This is a genomic window from Pararobbsia silviterrae (genome assembly GCF_003628125.1).
Lineage (GTDB): Bacteria > Pseudomonadota > Gammaproteobacteria > Burkholderiales > Burkholderiaceae > Pararobbsia > Pararobbsia silviterrae.
On the sequence record NZ_RBZU01000001.1, the window covers coordinates 1 to 20,147 of the forward strand.

Here is a 20,147-nt window from a genome sequence, read left to right on the forward strand (position 1 = left end):
CGTCATCGGCGCGGACGCCGCGACGGGCGCCGGGGCCGCAGCCTGGACCGGCGCCGGCGCGGGTGCGGCGACGGGCGCCGCCGCGGCTTCCGGTGCGGCTTCGGTCGGCGCGGGCGGCACGCCCATCGAGATCTCGATCTGATCCATATCGATCACGAAGCAGCAGACGGCGATGATGTCGTCTTCCGTGCAATCGGTATCGAGCCAGATCGTCAGGCGGTCGCCGGCCTTGACCTGCGAGGTGAGCTTGCCGAGATTGCCGAGCTCTTCCGTCAGCAGATCCTGGTCCTTCTCGCCGACGCCCTTGAGGACGATCTTCAGATGCGGCTTGCCGTCGGGCTGAGCGGCCTCGTCACCGCCTTGAATCTTCGCGAGCGCGTCGGTCACGTGTACGGGCACGCCCGATTCATTCGGCGCGGAGGCGGCAGCGGGCGCGGGCTGCGGGGCGGCCGCGGCGGGCTTCGACGCCGGCGCGGCGGCAGCAGCCGCGGCCTGGCCCGATTGCTCGGCCGACAGTTTGTTGAGCTTCGCGCAGATCGCCGCGGCCTGGGCCGCGTCGGGCTCGGTCGACGCGCGATACGCGACGAGCTGGTCCGAGAGCACGTCCTTGGTTTCAAGGAACAGATCGACCATGTCCGTGCGCAGCGCCATTTCCCCCGTGCGCGCTCGATCGAGCAGCGACTCGAGAATGTGCGTCGTCTCGGTCAGCGCGACGAAGCCGAACGTCGCGGCGCCGCCCTTGATCGAGTGCGCACTGCGGAAAATCGCGTTCATCTGCTCGATGTCGGGGTTGCCCACGTCGATCTCGAGCAGCAGGCGCTCCATCTCGGCGAGCAGCTCGTCCGCTTCGTCGAAGAAGGTCTGATAGAACTGTGTAATGTCGAGTGTCATGCTCTTCTACCGCTTTCGGCTCACCCTTGCGGGCGCGGCCGGATAACTCGTTTCCAGGGAGTCCCGCGTGCCACCCGGTGCGGGACCGTCATACTGCTTTGTCTGCGTACTTCAAGCCGCTCAGGCGTCCTCGTGCGCGATGAGCTCGGCGACGACTTCGGCCAGCGTGAGCGGGTCGATCGGCTTGAGCAGCCAGCCGCTGGCTCCCGCGTCGCGCGCGGCGAGCTTGAACGACTCGCCGAACTCCGTCGTCAGCACGAGGATCGGTACTGCGTCATACGCCTCCATCTGTCGCAACGACTGGATCAGCTTGAGGCCGTCCATCGCCGGCATGTGCTGATCGGTCAGCACGAGGTCGAACTGCGACTTGAGCGCGAGCGCGAGCGCTTCCTGGCCATCCGACGCCGTCGTGACGTCGTACCCGGCTTCCTCGAGCGTGACGCCGAGGATCTCGCGCATCGCAGCCGAATCGTCGGCCGCCAATATTCGTTTGCTCATCGATATCTATCCCGTCCCCAGTGCTGCGCCGCGCAGAGTCGAAATCTCAACGCCGGCCCGGCGCCTGCACCGCGCCGCCCGCCGTCTGCCCCGCGTCGTTCGCAGTCGCGCCGCCAGCGGCCCTACTGCCCGAGCCGTCCCCGGTGCCCGCGCCGGCTGCGGCCCGGTTTGCAACCGACTCGGTCCTCATTTCTCCATCCTTCTGAATCGCGGACTCCGCGCGGCGGTTCATCACGATGATGCTGATGCGCCGGTTGACCGGATCGTACGGATTGTCGTTGTCGAGGTTCTGCGTCGAACCGACGCCGACCACGCGCAGCACCTTGGACTCGTCCATGCCGCCCGCGATGAGCTCGCGCCGCGACGCGTTCGCGCGATCCGCCGACAACTCCCAATTGCTGTAGCCCTTCTCGCCGCCCGAGTACTGCTGCGCGTCGGTGTGCCCCGAGAGGATCACGTGGTTCGGCAGCGTGTTGAGCGACTTGCCGATCTCGCGAAGAATCTGCTCCATATAGGGCTCGACGGCCGCGCTCGCGGTCCCGAACATCGGCCGGTTCTGCGTGTCGACGATCTGGATGCGCAGCCCCTCGGGCGTGATATCCATCCGGATATTCTGCTGATACGGCGTCAGCTTCGGATTCGACGCGACCGCCGCTTCGAGCCGCGCCTTCAGTTCGCGCAGGCGCTGCTGGTCGTCCTCGTCACGCCGCGGATTCGTCGACTTCTCGGACGGCGTGCGCCGGCCGGCGTCCGTCGTCGCATCGCCCTGCGTGCGCGACAAATCCGTACCGCCGCCGTCGACGATGCTCGACCCCTCGGACACCTTGTGCCCGCCGAGCAATGCATCCTTGAGCGGCATCTTGAAATAGTCGGCGATCCCGGCGAGTTCGGCCGTATTGACCGAGCTCAACAGCCAGAGCAGCAGGAAGAACGCCATCAGCGCGGTCATGAAGTCCGCATAGGCGAGCTTCCACGCGCCGCCGTGGTGCGCGTGCCGATGCACGCCGCCACGCTTGATGACGATCGGGCGCGCTGCTACTGCGCCCGGTTCGCCCTTTGCTGCCTTGCCTCTTGGCGCCATGCTCGACCTCGCCTATTTCGCTCTGACCGAACGCACGTGCTCTTCGAGCTCGACGAACGACGGACGCTCAGTCGAGAACAGCACCTTGCGGCCGAACTCGACAGCGAGCGCCGGCGCATACCCATTGAGGTTCGCGAGAATCGTGACCTTGATGCACTGGAGCATCTTCGTGGACTCGTTGACGCGCTGTTCGAGCAACGTCGCGAGCGGCCCGATGAACGCGTACGACAGCAGGATGCCGAGGAACGTGCCGACGAGCGCCTGGGCGATCAGCGCGCCGAGCTCCTGCGGCGGCAGGCCGGCGTTGGCCATCGTGTGCACGACGCCCATGACGGCCGCCACGATCCCGAACGCGGGCATCGCGTCGCCGAGCTTGTGCAGACAGCCGGCCGGCACATTGCCTTCCTGGTGATGCGTCTCGATTTCCTCGTCCATGAGGCTTTCGATTTCGAAGGCGTTCATGTTGCCGCTGATCATCAGCCGCAGGTAATCGGTGAGGAACTCGACGATGTGGTGATCCTTGAGGATCTTCGGGTGCTGCATGAACAGCGGACTGTCCGCGGGACCGTCGATATCGGTCTCGAGCGCGAGCATGCCGTCCTTGCGCGCCTTCGCGAGCAGCATGTAGAGCAGCGCCATGAGCTCCATATAGAGCGACTTGTTGTAGCGCGAGCCGCGAAGCAGGCCAGGCAACGCCTTGAGCGTGGCCTTGATCGCCTTGGCATTGTTGCCGACGATGAATGCACCGAGCCCCGCGCCACCGATCATCAGCAGTTCCACCGGCTGGACGAGCGCGCCCAGATGCCCGCCCTCCAGCAGATAGCCGCCGAAGACCGAGACAAGCGTAACGATGTATCCAATGAAGACGAGCACTGCGTGAATCCTCTTTTAATGCCGCTGGGGACACCGATTCCGGCGGCGGCCATTGTTGAGCGTGATAACGGCAGGGTCGTTGGGAAACTTAAGAAGGGCGCGGAAGAAACGCTTCGCACGCGAGCGACTGAGGGTAAACAACGAGACGCCGCGCAACGCTTGCCGGGCGGGCGATCGCGGGGGCCGACACGCCGTTTTCGCGAGGTTGTGCGCCGCGTGTTTTGTGCCGTGCGCGCGTCCTTGCCGCATCGCGCGGGCGATTCGCGCCGCCTTGGCCACGCGCCGTGGCGAGACCGAGCGGATTGCCGCTGTCAGCCGATCATTTCGGCGTCTTCGGTCGAGACGCGTTCGATCGTCTCGGCCGTCGACTTGCGCGTCTTGCCCGCACGCGACGGCGGCTGGCAGAGCCCGCAGACCACGCCCGACTTCGGATCGTGCGCATGCGCGACGAAGTGACCGCCGCACCGGCTGCACGGCGTCATCTGGAGCATCCCGCTGTCGAAGAAGCGCACGAGCGTCCATGCGCGCGTGAGCCCGAGCACGGCTTCGCCGCCCTGGAGTTCGACGTGTTCGAGATAGAGCCGGTAAGCCTTCACGACCGCCTGGATCGTGTCGCACTTGCCGTGCTGAATCATGAAACGGTAGGTGTTGTAGAACAGCGAGGAGTGGATGTTCGGCAACCAGGTCATGAACCAGTCCGTGGAGAACGGCAGCATGCCCTTGGGTGGCGAGACCCCTTTGAGTTCCTTGTAGAGCTTGATGAGCCGGTCGCGGCTCAGATTCGTTTCAGCTTCGAGCAACTGCAGCCGCGCCCCGAGTTCGATCAACTCGATCGCGAGCGTAATTTCTTTTGCTTCAAGGACTACGCTTTTGGATGCCATGTTGCTTCTCCCGCTCGCGCCTTCGCGACGCATCGCGCACTCAAACGATGCTTTGACGAATTAACCGATTTGCTCGACGGGCTGGCCCGCCAGAAGGATCGCCGCATGCGACGATGCCACTCCGGCGTTCTTGCCTGAATGCGTGAGCGATGACAGCACGGCGTGATCGTCGAAACGGAACCGGCATAGCAACTGGTTCGTTGCAGCCAGCTTGACCGTCTGGGACAAGGTCAGGTTCGCGAGCACGTCCGCGACGTGATCGGACAGACCCATGCGAAACATGCCGGTCGTTTTGTCTTCGCGCAGCAACCGTTGTGCGAGAAGCAAGTACGACAGATTGACTTCCTTGATTTCGTTGAGCATTTCGCTGCTGTAGCTCATTGATACCCTCGCTTGGTTGACTCACGCGGACGAACCGTTGCCCCGTGTTGTTGAGTCAAATTCTGCGTGAGAGGACGAGCCGCCGAAATCGGAAGAAGCGAAGATGCGAAATAAAGTTTTTCTAAAAAACGTGTAAGAAGAATTCCTACATTTTTGGAGGAATCCTTATTTGACAAGGGTTTGCGGGGGCTGGGGCAAACACCATGAAGCCTGAATGTCTTACCTCGCATCACGGCGTGTCTCCTTTTTCGCCGTATTTCTTACCGGAGACGCCGAGGTAAACATTCGGTAAACGCGACACTCGGATCGATATCGCAAAAGTTCACGAAGTTTACACCCAACCCTGGTTCACTGGTTTGTACAACTGTTCTATTTGGCACAAATTGCCGGAAAGCCTTGCGCGCAAAGGGCGATCCGGCGTCACGAACCGCCCGCCCGGAATCGATATCGGGCCGCGGCGCGCCGATACAACTGCTTCAAACCGCAAAATCCTGCTTTTGCAGAGGGTTTACCCTTGCGCACAACAATTGAGCGTGCGCGGCATTCCGCAACGGAATCGTCTCAAGGGCCCGGTTTTTTCGCGCGCCTGTCGCACCGCAACCCAGGAATCTGCGGCGGGCACGGATGTTTCCCGCCGTAACAAGCGCAAGTCTTTGAAAAGGAAGCTGAATAGACGCGGGGGCCGCCGAGATAATGAGGGCGTCGAATCCTGATGGTTTATCTGCGGCAACCGACTCGTGCCTCTATGGCAAGCGATCGGCGCCGCGCAGGGTTCTGGAATCCGTTCAAGGAGGAATCCGATGCGAATCGCCCAGATCGCCCCGCTCCACGAAGCTGTTCCGCCGAAGTTCTATGGCGGCACCGAGCGCGTCGTGTCCTATCTGACCGAGGCGCTCGTCGAGCAAGGTCATGACGTGACCTTGTTCGCCAGCGGCGACTCGATCACGAATGCGCGGCTCGAAGCCGCGTGGCCGCAGGCCCTGCGCCTCGATCCGTCGATTCGCGACACGTTCGCGCCGCACATCATGCTGCTCGAACACGTCCGGCGCCGCGCGCGCGAGTTCGACGTGCTGCACTTTCATCTCGACTATCTGCCGTTCTCGTTGTTCGCGGACATCGAGACGCCGTTCGTGACGACGCTGCATGGACGTCTCGACTTGCCCGAGATCGCGCCGATGTTTTCGGCCTTTCCGCAGGCGCCGCTCGTCTCGATTTCCGATTCGCAACGCGCGCCGCTGCCGAACGCGGGCTGGCTCGACACGATCTATCACGGTCTGCCGTCGGGCTTGCTCACGCCGCGCGCGGCCGCGAACGACGGCGGCTATCTCGCGTTTCTCGGCCGGATTTGCCCGGAAAAACGCGTCGATACGGCGATCGAGATCGCCGCGCGCGTCGGCATGCCGTTGAAGATCGCCGCCAAGGTCGACAAGGTCGACCGCGAGTATTTCGAGCGCGACATCGAGCCGTTGCTCGCAACCGCCGACGTCGAATTCGTCGGCGAGATCAACGAGAGCCAGAAACCCGCATTCCTGTCCGGCGCGGCGGCGCTGTTGTTCCCGATCGACTGGTGCGAGCCGTTCGGTCTCGTGATGATCGAATCGATGGCATGCGGCACGCCGGTCATCGCATTCCGGCGCGGCTCGGTGCCCGAGGTCATCGATCACGGCGTGACGGGCTTTATCGTCGACGACGTCGATGGCGCCGTGCAGGCGCTCGGCAATCTCGCCGATCTGTCGCGCGACGAAATCCGCGCGCAGTTCGAACGCCGGTTCACGTCCGACGTCATGGCGCGCCGATATGTCGACGCCTACGCCTCACTGATCCGCGCGCGCGAGCCGGTGCGCCCTTCGCTGTGCAGCGTGGCGCTCGGCTGAGTCTCGGTTCGAGCGCCGACTCTGCCCCGCTCTGCTCCAGGCCGGGCTGCGTTATGGCCTATGGATGGGTCTGGGCTAGGATCGGCATAGCGCCTGCACGCGCTCAGGCGTGTCCCCGAACAAGCCTTACGCGACCGGCGCGTCGTCCTGCAGGTTTTCGAGATCGAACAGTTGCGTCAGTTGTCGCGCGACGGCCGCGTCGAAGTTGTTGCCGATGCGCGGCACGTGCGGCAGACGCGCGATCAGATCGGGATTCGAATTGCCCATCATGAACGGCCGACCGGCCGTCTCGAGCATATCGATGTCGTTCATGTTGTCGCCGAACGCGACGCAGTCCGCGCGCGTGATGCCGAGACGATCGAGCACGACCTGCAGCGCGCGACCCTTCGAGACGACCGGCGACATGACTTCGAGACAGTCGGCCAGCGAATACGTGACGTAGAGCTCGTCGGCGAACTCGCGTTCGAGATTCGTCTCGACACGCGCCAGCGTCTCGGGCTCGGCGATATAGAGCACCTTGGCGACATCGTGGCCCGGATAGGCGCGCAGATCCGTCACCGCATATCGGAAGCCCGAATCCTGGTGATAGCGGAGCAGTTCGGGGGCATCACGGTCGATCAGCCAGTCGCGATCGAGAAACAAATTGACGATCGCATCGTCGGCGACATCGTGCGACACAAGCCGGCGAACGAATTCGGGCCGGATGTTTTCCGCGAAGATTTCGCGATCGTCGGGATCGTGAACGCGCGCGCCGTTCGACGTGATCAGATGCGCCCGCACACCGAGCACGTCGCGGATGCCGGCGACGTCCGAGTAGTGCCGGCCCGTGGCAATCGCGATCGCGACGCCCTGCCGTTCGAGTTTGCGAAGCACGTCGATCGTGAAGGGATCGACCTGGTGATGCGCATTGAGCAGGGTTCCGTCGAGGTCGGTGGCGATGAGTCGGTACATGGCAGGCTTCTGAAGTGACGACGTACGGAGCCTTGGCGACGACCGGCGCGGTCCGCGCTTGGCCCCGTGAACAAGCAGATCCGCATCGCGGACCCGTGACATTTTACGCCGCGCGCGCGACGCCGCGATTTAGACACGGCCCGCCTGGCGCGGCGGCGTCCGCGCGAGCCGCGCCGACGCAATCGCGAGCGCGCCGCCGACGGAATCGGCAACCGGCGCGCGCAAGCGCGCAACGAACCGTGCGGGCACATAAGGGGCGAGCGGACCCGCCAGGCCGCCGCACAATGCGATCGGCAACACGGCATCGGGATCCAGTGCGTCGATCATCCGCGCGATTTCGTCGCCGGCCTGTTCGAGCAACGCGCGCGCGAACGGGTGCGCGCGCTCGGCCGGGCCACGATCGGCCGCGCCGAATGCGAGCACGATCGGCGCAAGCGTTGCGTAGGCCGTCTGATTCGCGTCGCACGACCACGCGACGAGCGCATCGCGCGAGGTCGCGCCCGTCTGCGCGCGGAGCGCGGCCGAAAAGTCGTCGGCGGGCCGGCGTCCGTCCATGACCTGCTGCAGATAGACGAGCGCGCGCAGGCCGAGCCAGGCGCCGCTCGCTTCGTCGCCCGACGGAAATCCGTAGCCGCCCGAGATGCGTTCCTCGAGAGCCCCCGCAGGGGCGACGCGTGCCACGTCGGTCGCGTCGGTCGCGTCGGGCGCATCACTCGCATCGCTTGCGTGGCTTGCATCGATCACATCGGCCACATCGACCACGTCGGCTGAATCGGCCGCCTCTGCCAGATCGGCTGGGCCAGCCGGACCGGCATGCACGCGCGACGACGCGCGCGTATCGACGAGCGCGGCCGCGATACTGCCCGTGCCGAGCGCGACGATGACGCCCGGTCGCCCGCCATGCGCGCCCCAAAGCGTCGTGTACGCGTCGGACACGAGCGACAGTGCCGCGACGGGCGGCTGGAGCGCCTCGAATGCGCCGTGCCACGCGGCGTTGTTGACGCCCGACAGACCGCAGCACAGCGTGATCGCGCGCCAGTCGAACGGGATCCCGGCCGACGCGAACGCGTCCCGCGCGGCCTCGCCGATCGCGTCCCACGCGCGTTCGACACCGAGACCGAGCGCCGAGGGGCCCGCGTCGGCGCGCGCCAGCACCACGCCCTGCTCGTCGGCCAGCAACGCCCGCGTTCCGCTGCCGCCCCCATCGATTCCGACTGCAAAACGTGTCATGTGCTCTCCCAAGTGGCGACGATGGTCTGCGAGGCCGCCGCTCGCGCATCGCGGTCCGCGATAGGCGAGACCCGGCGCCTCGCCGTGTCGTGCATCAAACATTGCGCAAGTCTCGCGCGTGCGGTGCGCCGCCGCGCCGCCGTGCCGTGATGCGCGATAGTGCGTCGCCGTCGCGCCGCCGCCATGCTCCAGCGCCATTCAGCGGCGGCAAGCGGACAAAAAACCTCGATTCTGCCTTGCCGTGGCCCGAAAGCAACACGGCCGCGCGGTCCACCCCGCGCACTTGCGCGCGATTTCCTGCGTGTCAGAATTGCCGCCATCGTGAAAACACCAGTTCATCGTTACCGGGTAGCGCGGCTACATTCGGCATGAAAGCGATTGCGAACACGATTGCAAACACGCAAACGCACGCGGGAGACCAGACAATGAGAACCGTTCATTTCCTCAGCCATCAGCAAATTTTCGACGCTGCGGCGACGCATCTTTTCGCGCAAGGGCGCGCGGCGCTGCTGCCGCGCGGCGGCGGCGCCTATCGCGGCTATTGCGGCGGATGTCCGGTCGGCAACTTCATCAAGCCGCGCGACTACATGACGGCGCTCGAAGGCATTCCGGTCCGCTATCTGAACCGGCCCGCAAGCCAGATCCCCCGATACATGGACGCCGGCGTCGCGCAGTTGCGCAAGGCCCTGCTCCACTCGAAGATCAACGTTTACGATCCGACGACCGTCGAATTGCTCAGCTGCCTGCAGAATGTCCACGATGTGTTCGGCATCTGGGAATGGCGCGAGCGGCTCACGTCGATCGCGCGTCAGTTCGCCCTCAGCAGCGAACGCGTGAAATCCGCCGCGTAGAGGCATCGCACGTCGCACGCACGTCGTATCGCCGCGCATGCGACGCCCACGCGACCGGCCCCGATCCGCGACGATCGAGCCCCTCGACGACAGGTCGTCGCGCAACGCCGATCGTGTGCCGCCCTGTCGCCCGCACCGCCCACTGCACGACCCGCACGGCGTACGCCGCACCACCTCATCGCTACGGCCTCCCCGAATCGTCGATCCGCGGTCCCTCGCGCACCCCTCACCGAATCGTCGATCTGCGGTCCTTTGCGCAGCCCTTCCCGAATCGTAGATCCGCTGTCCATCGCGCGCCCTTTACCGAGTCGTCAATCCGCTGTCCTCCACGCGTCCCATACCGAGTCGTCAATCCGCTGTCCTTCGCTCGTCCCCTAGCGAGTCGTCGATCTGCTGTCCTTCGCGCGTCCCTTACCGGATCGGAAACCATCGCCTTTTTTCTTACCGGCAAGTCATCGCGATTCTCGCAATAACTGCCCGCCGCATAACGATTTCCGAACGGTTTTAGCGACCCAATATCGGCGCATGCCTTTTTTGATATCCGATCCGGTTCGCTCGCGATTCGACGTGATTCGATCCATCGAATTAATCGCACCCCAATTAACGCCCCATATCGATTCACGTCCGTGGACGATCCTCGTGAACCGGATTGCGATTGATATTTTCGCTGAATCTCTGCATATTCCAGCCAGAAGCGCACGAGATTGCGCCCCCCATCGATCGCAGCGCGCCGGTTTGCCGGCCTCGATCCTATCCGCCGAATGCGCGATTTTTAAAACAGCGCAGAGCGATTGAATCATTTTGAAGACACCACGCAGCACCAGTTCAGGTTATGGCGCAGCAGCGGAAATCAATAAACGGGGTCGCTGAAATTGCCTGGGCACGTCGATGAATATCCGAAACAAAGTCGTAACGCCCGACGGTAAGCGGCGCTTGCGCGCGCTCGAACGGGAGAAGATGCACGTGCGGCTCTCGATACCGGATCTCGTCGCGCGCGAGGCCGCCGAGCTGGCGAGCCGCCGTCATGAAAATCGGATGAGCGCGCTCGACGATATCCGCCGACGCATCACGCGCGGGCAAACCGCGCTATTCGAGCGCGCCTTTTTCGAATGTCTCGCCGACTGGCTCGGCGAACGGCAACATCAGGACGCGACGGATATCGTACGCGACTATATCGCTTCGCATCTCGCGCCGACGGAATCGTCATAAACGCCGCGCGCGTCGCCCATGGCTGATGGCGTCAGCGCGACGCCGAACCGAAACGCAGTTCGTGCGCGTGCCGATCGCGCTCGCGTTCGAGTTCGAGCAATGCGCGATTGAGATCCGAAATCAACGCGTGAACCTGGTCCGAGGTCAACGCGTATTGCGGATGTGCCGGATCGGCGTTGTAGGTCACCGCGTCGTTCGAGAACAACTCGAACGCGATGCCCAGCTTGCCCTCGGCCGCCAGCGTGTGAATTTCCCACGCGCCGGCCGCCCCGTCTTTCTTTTTCATAATGTGTCTGAATACCGCCCATCCCCGAAATTCTTCCGGTTATCGATCCGAGTCCGGTCCGCATATCGTGGCGGCCGGACCTCTTGAATAACCTGTCGCCGATGCACTGGGCGCTGCATCGCCAGGGCCCGATGTTACCCAAAATCCGGGCGCCGTAATCAACGGTGAGGAAAATCGTCGGAAAGCGACACCGCCCGACGGCCGCGCATTCACGACGATAAGCGGCGGCAATCGGCCAAAAAATAGGGTGGGAAATCCCTAGATCTCGATATGCGGCACGACGAATGCGCCTTTAAGCGACGTCAATTCCGCGCGATGCATCTGGGCGAGCCGCGCGAGCACGCTCTCGCCTTTCTCGAGCAGATGGACCTCGACCTGACGCCGGTCGGTCTCGCTGATCCGGCGCCGCACGAGGCCCGCGGTTTCGCAGCGCGTTACGAGCGCGACCACGCTGTGATGCGCGGCCTGAAGACGTTCGGCGAGTTCGCCGATCGTCGCCCAATCGCGGTCGGGATAGCCCTTGATGTGGAGCATCAGCAGATATTGGAGCGGCGTCACGCCTTCGCTCTGCGCCGCCTGCTCCGAGAAACGCTCGAAGCGCCGCATCTGATAGCGGAACTCGGAAAGCTGTTCGAAATCGGCTTTGGCAAGCGGTGTCGGCGAAGTCTTCTGCGTGCGCGATGTCATGGCGTATCGATCAAAGGGGGCTATGCGGCATGGCGCGCACCCCCGTGTTCGATCGAACGTTCAGGGAGGCCCGCCTGCCGATATACGCCCCGAATCATATCCGTCGGCGTGATCACGCCGACCACGCGCCGATCGCGATCGACGACGGGAACGTGGTGGTGACCGTGGTCCGCGAACAGCGGCACGAGTTCCGATACCGGCGCATCGATCGACACGGCGCGAACCTCGGTCGTCATGACGTCGCCGACCGTGCATCCCGGCGTGCGCTTCGCGGCCGGTTCGGCCGATGCGAGCCAGCGGCGCATGAGCCGCACGATGCGTGTCGCGCCGAGCTCACGCGCATCGGGCTGCATGAGATCCGCGCGCGTGACGATGCCGGCGAGCCGGCCCGCGGTGTCGCTGACCGGAAGCGCCTTGACGCGATGGCGCGTCAGACGTTCGAGCGCGAGCGTCGCGGGCATCCGCGGCCCGACGACGATGACGTCGCGCGACATGATCTCGGCGCACGTCAGCGTCGCGAACGAGCGCGCGTATGCGTGAAGCTGAACGTCGCGGAACAACGTCTCGAGGTCGTCGGGTGCGATGTCGAGCAGTTCGCGTTGCCGGGCGAGCGCGGCGTCGAGGTCGCCGCGCGTGAGCGGCATCGGCGGCAGCCCCTGCGCATCGCTGCCTCGCGCCATGCCGAGCGCTTGCGCGGCGTGGTTCGCATGCGGATATCGATGGCCCGTGGCGGCGTGATAGACGAGCGCGGCGCCGAGCAGGGCCATCGACTGAAACAAAATCGGCGAGACGACGAAGCCGAACCCGAGGGCATGAATGTCATGACCGCCGAGCACGGCCGTCAGCGCGACCGCGCCGGACGGAGGATGCACGCAGCGCAGGGCGAACATGCCGGCCAGCGCGAGCGCAACGGCGAGCGCCGCGGCGAGGAGCGGATCGGGTATGAGCTGCGCGCACGCGACGCCGATCGTCGCCGCGACGAGATTGCCGCCGATGATCGACCAAGGTTGCGCGAGCGGACTCGCGGGCACCCCGAACAGCAGCACGGCGGACGCCCCCATCGGCGCCACGAGCATCGGCACGGCCGCCGGATGGTTCGCGAGCAGCACGCGCATCGTGATGCCGACGCATGCGATGCCGATCAACGCGCCGACGCACGCGCGCACGCGTTCGGCCCCGCGCACGGTCATCGGCGCGGGAGAGAAAGAGGACAGCCAGACGCGCATCCGGCGAAACAGTCGAGTCACGGTCGTATCGGCGATTCAATGGATCGGAACAAACGCGATGCGCATCGCGAAATCCGCCCGGACGGCAGCACGAAACGATCGAATCTCGAAATTATATGTCGACGCGATATAAATGCCTCAAACAGGCAAGCGGCAGCGATCGCCCTTGACTACATTTCGCCCGCTTCATTGCGCGTGCTTCGCGACGCTCGATCCTCGCACTGCCGGCTCATCAACGCATCGAGCACTTCGCACGTATCGAATCTCCGGGCAGTGCGCACGCGACCGGTCGCGAGGGCGGCTCGGTTGATCGGTGACAAGACCGTGCGGCGAACAGCCGAGGACCGTCCCACAGGCATTCACGAAACATAGTCAGGTCCAGCATGAGCTTTTTTGTAGTAACAAATATTCCAGTTCGTGGTATTTTCTGTATCTACAATAATTCACATGGAAATCGAATTTGACGCGATCAAGCGTGACACAACGCTGATCGAGCGCGGCTTGGATTTCCAACGCGCTGCCGAGATTTTTGCAGGTCGCCACTACACGGCGCCGGATCTCCGCGAGGGCTATGACGAGCCACGCTACATCACGATGGGTCGCCTGGCCGGCCGGATGGTGATTGTCGTTTGGACACCTCGCGGCAAGGCCCGTCGCATCATCAGCATGAGGAAAGCAAATGAACGCGAACAAGAACGGTACGCGCACCGAGTGGGTTGATCCCGACGATGCGCCGGAACTGACCGATGCATTTTTCGAGCATGCCGACGAGTATGTGGGTCGCACGCTCGTGCGGCGCGGCCGACCGGCAGGCACGCATAAGACCCTCACGACGATCCGATTCGACGACGACGTCCTCTCGGCCTTCCGAGCGACCGGCAAAGGCTGGCAAACGCGGATGAACGACGCCCTGAAGGACTGGCTCAAGACGCACTCGCCCGAGGCCGTGCCCTCGACTTGAGTGCATCGATCCGCAGCCAAGTGTCCCGGTATGCTGTCGTCTTGGCAGCTTCGGCGCGACCCGTGCCGTTCAGTGGAACGCGTGAAACCTTGCGTGACGGCGACATGACCACGACGACGCGATCGCGTCCGCGCACCGTGTCGAGTCATCGATCATTCAGGCCGCATGCCCAGCGCGATCGGCTTCGCGCGGCGCCTCAGATCGTCTGTCGTCTCTCCTTGTCCATCGGGCCGCCAGCCGGGCGGCTCGGACACATAGCCCCAGGCGTCGCGCAGCGAGCGCGCCGAGACGAGATCGCGCCATAACGCGCGCCATTGACCGAACTCGATCGCGAGCACGTTGTATGTCGTCACGGGCTCGACGAGGCCGTACCGGCACGGCAGATCGCGCCGTTCCGCGACATAGGTCCCGAAAAGCCGGTCGAAGACGATCAGCACGCCGCCATAGTTCGCGTCGAGATACTCGACGTTCGACGCGTGATGAACGCGATGCGCGGACGGCGTGTTCAGAATCCATTCGAGCGGTCCGAGACGCGGGATCCAGTCGACGTGGAGCCAGAACTGATAAAGCAGGTTCAGCGTGAGCATCAGCATCACGACGCCCGGCGGCATGCCGAACAGCGGCGCGAGCATGAAGAATGCCGTCGACCCCGTCAGACGTCCGGTCCATCCGAAACGATAGGCCGCCGAAAGATTCAGCTGATTCGGCGAGTGGTGGACCGAGTGCGTACACCAGAACCACCGCGTCCGATGCGCCGCGCGGTGATACCAGTAGTAGCAAAACTCCTGGCCGACGAAGCATGCGAGCCAGCCGGTCCAATGGTGCATCGGCAAGGTCCACAGGCGGTGTCGCCAAAACCAGTCCATCCAATGGCCCCAGAACGCGAGCGGCAGCAGCCAGCGCAACGGGTACTCGCGCACGAGGAAATCGGTGATCGAGACCAGCGTGGCTTTCCAATCGTAGCGGTGCCGGCCATATCGCACGGCCAGCACGAGCGCCTCGATCAACGACGCAACGAGCACGGTCCCGTTCGCGTACTGAAGCAGATTGAGCAGCATGGCCATGGTCGTTCCCGATCGAAGAAGGCATGGTGGTCAGCGTAGAGAGGCCGCCCGCGGACCACAATCGACGTGGGACGAACCGCATGCACGGCGGGGCGAACCGGCTCGATCGCGACGCGAATGGCATGCGCGGACCGCTCGACGCGGGGTGCGGGGTGCGGGGTGCGGGGTGCGGGGTGCGGGGTGCCGAGCCTCGGGTGTCGGGTCTCGGTCTCGAGTACCGAAAGCGATGTGGGAGACAAGACGTCCCTTGCGGGACCTAGAGACGCAGGCGCGCGATCAATGCTTCGCGGTAGGGGCGGCTGCACGGTACCTCGGCGCCGCCGCGCAACACGACCGTCGCATCGCCCTTGCCGCGCGGCTGCACGCGCAGCACGGCGGCGAGCGCAACCGCGAAGCTCCGATGCGTGCGGACAAAAGCCGGCGAAAGATCCTCGAGCAAGGCCGCGAGCGTACGGCGCAATAGGAAACTGCGGTCGCTCAAGTGGAGGCTCACGTAGTTGTCCGCCGCCTCGATCCATTCGATGTCCGCGCATCGGACGACATGCGTCTTGCCCCGCTCGGCCACCACCAGATGCGCGGGCATCCCGACGCTCGCACGCGCCACGGCATCGGCCGGCTTGCGCAAGCGCTGCACCGTCCGCGCGAGACGCTCGGGGTCGACGGGCTTGAGCAAATAATCGACGGCCTGCGCGTCGAAAGCCCGCAACGCGTACTGATCGAACGCGGTCACGAACACGATGGCGGGCGGAGAGGCGAGCGCGGACACAGGCGCCGATGCAGATGCAGGTTCGGATACAGGTGCGGGTGCAGATGCGGATGTCAATGCAGGCGCAACACGTGCCGCGGAGTGAGACCGGGAAGGCGACACCCTGACGCGCGCGTTTCCAGACGCCTGCGCCGGAGCGGCTTCGGGCGTCGCCGCCGCGTCGGGCAACGACGCAGCGACGTCAAAGCCGTCGACCTCGGGCATCTGCACGTCGAGAAAGATCACGTCGGGCCGCAGTTCGGCCACGAGCGCGAGCGCCGTCGCGCCGTCGGCGGCTTCGCCGACGACCTCGACGTCAGGAAACACGCGCAGCATATGCCGGAGCTTGCTCCGCGCGAGCGCCTCGTCGTCGACGATCAATGCGCGCATGGCAGGCTCACGCCGACGATGAGTCCGCCGCCCGCACGCACGCGCAGGTCGAGACGCGCCTCGCCACCGTGCAGCGACTGCAGCCGCTGCGCGAGATTGCCGAGCCCCACGCCGCGCCGTTCAGGAACCTGCTGCAGATCGCCATCGTCCTCGATCTCGATGTCGAGCCGCCCCTCCCGGCATGTACCGCGAATCGCGATATGCGTCGGCGCCATGCGCCGTTCGACGACATGGTGAAAGCAGTTTTCAAGCAGCGGCTGCAGCGCCAGCGTCGGCACATGGCAATCGTGCGCGGCGGGATCGATATCCCACGTGATCCGCACGCGATCGGCAAAGCGCTGGGTCATGATCGCCGCATACGCGCGCAGCAAGGCGAGTTCATCGGCGAGCGGCTGCTCGGGCCGTTGACTCGCGTCGGTCGTCGCGCGCAGCAACGTCGCGAGACGTGTCAGCAGACGATCGGCCGAGTCCGGATCGCTGTGGATCAGCGACGAGATCGTATTCAGCGCATTGAACAGAAAGTGCGGCTGCAGCTGCTGCGTGAGTTGCGCGAGCTGGATCTGGCGTGCGAGGCTCACCTGGCGTTCGGCGACCAGACGCTCGTCGACCCATGCGCGATACGAGCGCAAGCCGAAATGAATGCCGCTGAACAAGGTGAAGTAGAGCAGGAAGCTCGTGACTTCGTACGTGAGCACGGCCGGCCAGGGTCCATGCCGGTATCGCTGTCCCGCGAGCGCGTACACGGCGAGCCGCAACGCATACATCCCCGTGACGAACGCAACGAACTGAAGCGGCATCCAGGCCCACAGGCGAAGAAACCATCGGATCGGCTGGTTCAGGAGACGACTCAAGCGATCGGCGCGTCGGATCTGCACGATCGCGAGCACGGTCGCCGCGATCGCCGACGATCCCGTATCGACGAGCGGGCGCCAGACCTGCAAGTGGCCCATCCACAGCGACTCCTGGACGCTGACAGCCAGCATCAGCAGCCAGAACGCGGCCCAGAACCACGACAGGCGCCGCCACATCGGCTTCGGAGTCGGAAAGACGTCGTTCATGATCGTTGAAGGGGTCACCTGGCGCCTCGCGCGGGCTCGCACTGGCTCATGCGCTCTCGGCCCGGACGCCGAAGCGGCGCGTGTCACGCCACGTCACACGCGGCCCGTTCGATCGAATCGGACGGTCGCAAGCGACGACTATGGTATGCGAAAACCCATCGCCGATTGAATCGCGCGCGCCGATGCATCGATGTCTGCGACCGTCACCGAGCATGCAGCCCGCGTCCAACGCGCCAACGCGCTAACGCGACACCCTCGCCCATCGATCGAGCCGCAGGCTCAACGCGATGCAGATCGCCTGCACGCCGACGACCGCGATCAAGGTGCGCACCAGCGCATGCGCGTAATCGATAGCGACAGGCGACATCGGCAACGACGCATAGAAAATCGAACCGAACGCGGCTGTACCGATCGCCGTGCTCAATTGGAGCGCCGTGTTGATTAACCCCGATGCCGAACTCGCCTCGTGCCGGTACACGTGTTCGAGCGTGATCCTCAGCAGCGACGCGATCGTGAGTCCATGTCCGAAGCCTGCGATCATCAGGCCGAGCGACGCAAGCACGGTCTGCCGCTCGGGATGCGCATACGTCGAACACGCAAGCAGGCCGAACCCGGCCGCAAGACTCGCGAAACTGATCGACAACGTGCGCGCGCCCGCGCGCTTCGCGATGCGCGCCGCCGTCATCGGCCCGAACACGAAGCCGAGTCCGAACGCGACCATCGTGTTCGCGGCGGCCAAGGGCGTAAAACCCAGCCCTTGTTGAAGGAACACCGCATACACGAGGAAAAATACGTTGTCGGTAAAGAACAGCAACGCGACGATCAGACAGATCCGGAAGGACCGCCGATCGAGCATGCGAACGTCGACCGTAAAACTACGCCCCGCGGCAATGCGCGCCCGCTGATAGCGATAAAACGGCACCATGCTCGCGAGCGCGAGCGCCCCGATGACACACTTCGACGTGAGGGCCAGCACGTCCGACGGTACGGCCAGCGGAATCACGATCCCCGAAAACGCAGCGAGCAGCCATGCCGAGCCCAACACGTTGACCGAACTCGATTGCGTCGAGCGCCGCCCCGGCAACCAGAACAGCCCGGCCAGCCAGGCCAGCGCGCCGACCGGCAGATTCACGAAGAAGATCGCCTGCCACGTCCAGCCGAACGGCCGCCACGCGAGCAAGCCGCCCGCGACGAACTGCCCGATCAGAGCGGCCGTGCCGTAGGCGATGCCGATGCCGCTCGTCACGACGGGATAGACACGGCTCGTGTAATGCGTTTTCACGAGCGACAGGATCTGCGGAATCATGGCCGCCGCCGACGCGCCCTGCGCGATGCGGCCCGCGATCAGCGCCCACGGCGTCGTCGCGGCGCCGCACAGCGTCGAGGCCAACGTGAAGCAGAACAGCCCCGTCAGGAACATCCGCTTGCGTCCATAGGTCTCGCCGAGACTGCTCGACGGCACGAGGCCCACGGCATAGGCGCCCGCGTAGCCCGCGAGACTCAATTGGAGCTGATACGGCGCGGCGTGAATCGAGCGGCGAATCTCGGGCAGCGCCACGTTGAGCACGTAGAAGTCCATCGGCGGGAGAAACGCACCGACGAGCAGCACCGCAATGGGTAGCCACGCATGCCAGTGCGCCGGGGAGATCAAGGCGTCGGCATCATGGTCGGACAGAGCGTCCGCGTGCCGCGGATCCGTCGCAGACCGATCGGGACCGCGCGGATCCTGGGTCGGTCCATCCGGTATGCGTCGATCGCCCGGATGTCGGCCCTGCGACCGACGATCCTCGATCGGCCGATCGGGAAGAGGTGCCGCACGACGCAGCCACATCGATATCCGAACCGCGACATGCCGGTATGAAGCCCACATCACCCTACTCATTCTCAGAACCTGTCCATGCTCGACGACCGTGCCCGCCCGGCGATCACCGGGCGATCACCGGGCGGTTATCGCGGGCCCGCCAGCATACCCGAACGCCCTTGCCGGCGAAGTGCAGGCACGCATCATCGCCACCGCGTCGAACGCGCCGGCCGATCGCGCGCCGCATCCCCACGCTCCGCGGCGTCGCCGTCGGGTTCGAACACGTGCAGCGCCTCGCACTGCGCACGCACGCGCGCAGCGAGCCGGAACCACGCGATCATGCCGCGCATCGCGCGCGCAATACGCGGTCCATGCGGGCGCCGCGCGATCCTCGACACTCGGCCATCGACGGATGAATCGACACGCGCCGGACAGCCGCGCGCGAGACGGCGCCGCACGCCGTCATCCCGCACATGCGCACGATCTCGGAGGCGGCGCATGCGATCACCACGGCAAGGGAATATCGAGCTTCTCGCGGTTGTCGCCGAGATACAGCCCCGCGAGGAAACGCGACAGAAACGTGAACTCGTTGTAGCAGTGCATCAGCAACGCCCGGCCGAATTCGTCGGGACACACCGCCGCGACCTCCTCGGGCGTCTTGCCGAGTGCCGGCAAGTCCTGACCGAGATAAAAGTGGCTGCGCAGCGCGAAACCCCATGGCGTATCGCGGCCGATATGCAGCAGCCGGCCGCCGATCACACGGCCATCGGGCATGCGCGGCGCATCGAAACCCATGCCCGTGCGCGCGCACACGGACGCGGTCACCTGCTTGTTCGCGCGCGCCTTTTCATAACCGTCCTTGCTGAAAAACTCGGTCGAGTCGCGGAACTGGATCGACAGTTTCTGCGCGGGCAGACCCGTGAAGTATTCCTCGGCGAGGTGAATCGAACCCACATGAGTATCCGACGTGCCCTCGATCCAATCGCTGCCGACATGATCGACCGGATGCCACCAGCGGTAGTGCCGCGTGTCGGGACGCGAACGGAACCACCATTCGAACATCTCGCCCGTGCAATTGTGGAAGTCCGTGCGGCACGCGACATGCAGGACCCCGTCGTCGAACCGTTCATATCCGGTTTCGAGCGGCATGGGCGCGGGGTCGAGCAAGCGTTCTACCTCGTCGAGTCTCATCGATGTCTCCTGTGGGTC

The 20,147-nt window shown here is 64.7% G+C and carries 21 protein-coding genes; 5 read left to right on the forward strand and 16 right to left on the reverse strand.

Going from position 1 to position 20,147, the window contains the following annotated elements; genetic code table 11:
• The 6 genes from D7S86_RS00005 to flhD all read right to left on the reverse strand — a co-directional run.
• Positions 1-891: Hpt domain-containing protein (locus D7S86_RS00005; RefSeq protein WP_205962720.1), on the reverse strand; the 891-nt coding region annotated here is incomplete at its 3' end.
• 120 nt (positions 892-1,011) lie between these two features.
• Positions 1,012-1,389 (reverse strand): response regulator, encoded by a 378-nt coding sequence (locus D7S86_RS00010; protein ID WP_121081917.1) that lies wholly within the window; start codon positions 1,387-1,389, stop codon positions 1,012-1,014.
• 46 nt (positions 1,390-1,435) lie between these two features.
• On the reverse strand, positions 1,436-2,470 hold the full coding sequence (gene motB, locus D7S86_RS00015) for a flagellar motor protein MotB (protein ID WP_121081919.1): 1,035 nt from the start codon (positions 2,468-2,470) through the stop codon (positions 1,436-1,438).
• Between the two features lie 12 nt (positions 2,471-2,482).
• The gene (gene motA, locus D7S86_RS00020) at positions 2,483-3,343 is read right to left on the reverse strand and encodes a flagellar motor stator protein MotA (RefSeq protein ID WP_121081921.1); all 861 of its coding nucleotides are present in this window, start codon (positions 3,341-3,343) and stop codon (positions 2,483-2,485) included.
• A 311-nt stretch (positions 3,344-3,654) separates the two neighbouring features.
• The gene (flhC, locus tag D7S86_RS00025; RefSeq protein ID WP_121084101.1) at positions 3,655-4,224 is read right to left on the reverse strand and encodes a flagellar transcriptional regulator FlhC; all 570 of its coding nucleotides are present in this window, start codon (positions 4,222-4,224) and stop codon (positions 3,655-3,657) included.
• Positions 4,225-4,284: 60 nt separating this feature from the next.
• On the reverse strand, positions 4,285-4,605 hold the full coding sequence (flhD, locus tag D7S86_RS00030; RefSeq protein ID WP_121081923.1) for a flagellar transcriptional regulator FlhD: 321 nt from the start codon (positions 4,603-4,605) through the stop codon (positions 4,285-4,287).
• Between the two features lie 800 nt (positions 4,606-5,405).
• On the opposite strand from flhD, the gene D7S86_RS00035 reads away from it, so the two are divergent.
• Entirely contained in the window at positions 5,406-6,479 is a 1,074-nt protein-coding gene (locus D7S86_RS00035; protein WP_121081925.1) for a glycosyltransferase family 4 protein, read from the forward strand.
• Positions 6,480-6,605: 126 nt separating this feature from the next.
• On the opposite strand, the gene D7S86_RS00040 is transcribed toward D7S86_RS00035, so the two are convergent.
• Together D7S86_RS00040 and D7S86_RS00045 are read right to left on the reverse strand one after the other, a co-directional pair.
• Positions 6,606-7,430, reverse strand: coding sequence for a Cof-type HAD-IIB family hydrolase (locus tag D7S86_RS00040; RefSeq protein WP_121081927.1), 825 nt, complete (start codon positions 7,428-7,430; stop codon positions 6,606-6,608).
• Between the two features lie 129 nt (positions 7,431-7,559).
• Complete coding sequence (locus D7S86_RS00045) at positions 7,560-8,660, reverse strand: glucosamine kinase nucleotide-binding domain-containing protein (protein ID WP_121084103.1); 1,101 nt, start codon at positions 8,658-8,660, stop codon at positions 7,560-7,562.
• A gap of 425 nt (positions 8,661-9,085) precedes the next feature.
• Here D7S86_RS00045 and D7S86_RS00050 point away from each other — a divergent pair, with 425 nt between their 5' ends.
• Together D7S86_RS00050 and D7S86_RS00055 are read left to right on the forward strand one after the other, a co-directional pair.
• Entirely contained in the window at positions 9,086-9,511 is a 426-nt protein-coding gene (locus D7S86_RS00050; protein ID WP_121084105.1) for a hypothetical protein, read from the forward strand.
• Between the two features lie 888 nt (positions 9,512-10,399).
• The gene (locus tag D7S86_RS00055) at positions 10,400-10,720 is read left to right on the forward strand and encodes a hypothetical protein (protein WP_121081929.1); all 321 of its coding nucleotides are present in this window, start codon (positions 10,400-10,402) and stop codon (positions 10,718-10,720) included.
• 31 nt (positions 10,721-10,751) lie between these two features.
• Here D7S86_RS00055 and D7S86_RS00060 read toward each other — a convergent pair whose 3' ends face one another.
• The 3 genes from D7S86_RS00060 to D7S86_RS00070 all read right to left on the reverse strand — a co-directional run bounded on the left by D7S86_RS00060 (position 10,752) and on the right by D7S86_RS00070 (position 12,919).
• On the reverse strand, positions 10,752-11,006 hold the full coding sequence (locus D7S86_RS00060; protein ID WP_121081931.1) for a hypothetical protein: 255 nt from the start codon (positions 11,004-11,006) through the stop codon (positions 10,752-10,754).
• 258 nt (positions 11,007-11,264) lie between these two features.
• Entirely contained in the window at positions 11,265-11,693 is a 429-nt protein-coding gene (locus D7S86_RS00065) for a MarR family winged helix-turn-helix transcriptional regulator (protein WP_121081934.1), read from the reverse strand.
• A gap of 20 nt (positions 11,694-11,713) precedes the next feature.
• Complete coding sequence (locus D7S86_RS00070) at positions 11,714-12,919, reverse strand: HPP family protein (protein WP_121081936.1); 1,206 nt, start codon at positions 12,917-12,919, stop codon at positions 11,714-11,716.
• Between the two features lie 447 nt (positions 12,920-13,366).
• Between D7S86_RS00070 and D7S86_RS00075 the strand changes: the two genes are divergently transcribed.
• A complete protein-coding gene (locus D7S86_RS00075) occupies positions 13,367-13,639 on the forward strand; it encodes a BrnT family toxin (protein WP_121081938.1) in 273 nt (90 codons plus the stop codon).
• On the forward strand, positions 13,599-13,880 hold the full coding sequence (locus tag D7S86_RS00080; protein WP_121081940.1) for a BrnA antitoxin family protein: 282 nt from the start codon (positions 13,599-13,601) through the stop codon (positions 13,878-13,880). Before D7S86_RS00075 ends, D7S86_RS00080 begins: the two co-directional genes overlap by 41 nt.
• A 152-nt stretch (positions 13,881-14,032) precedes the next feature.
• Here the strand turns inward: D7S86_RS00080 and D7S86_RS00085 are convergent, their stop codons facing one another.
• From D7S86_RS00085 to D7S86_RS00120, 5 genes are all read right to left on the reverse strand, one after another.
• A complete protein-coding gene (locus D7S86_RS00085) occupies positions 14,033-14,944 on the reverse strand; it encodes a sterol desaturase family protein (protein ID WP_121081941.1) in 912 nt (303 codons plus the stop codon).
• A 256-nt stretch (positions 14,945-15,200) separates the two neighbouring features.
• Positions 15,201-16,079: a LytR/AlgR family response regulator transcription factor gene (locus D7S86_RS00095; protein ID WP_240647935.1), complete on the reverse strand. Its 879-nt coding sequence runs from the start codon at positions 16,077-16,079 to the stop codon at positions 15,201-15,203.
• Positions 16,067-17,137, reverse strand: a complete 1,071-nt coding sequence (locus D7S86_RS00100) for a sensor histidine kinase (protein WP_121081946.1) — start codon at positions 17,135-17,137, stop codon at positions 16,067-16,069. Before D7S86_RS00100 ends, D7S86_RS00095 begins: the two co-directional genes overlap by 13 nt.
• A 241-nt stretch (positions 17,138-17,378) precedes the next feature.
• Complete coding sequence (locus tag D7S86_RS00110) at positions 17,379-18,788, reverse strand: MFS transporter (RefSeq protein WP_158601823.1); 1,410 nt, start codon at positions 18,786-18,788, stop codon at positions 17,379-17,381.
• Positions 18,789-19,442: 654 nt separating this feature from the next.
• A complete protein-coding gene (locus D7S86_RS00120; RefSeq protein ID WP_121081954.1) occupies positions 19,443-20,129 on the reverse strand; it encodes a DAPG hydrolase family protein in 687 nt (228 codons plus the stop codon).
• Between the last annotated feature and the right edge of the window lie 18 nt (positions 20,130-20,147).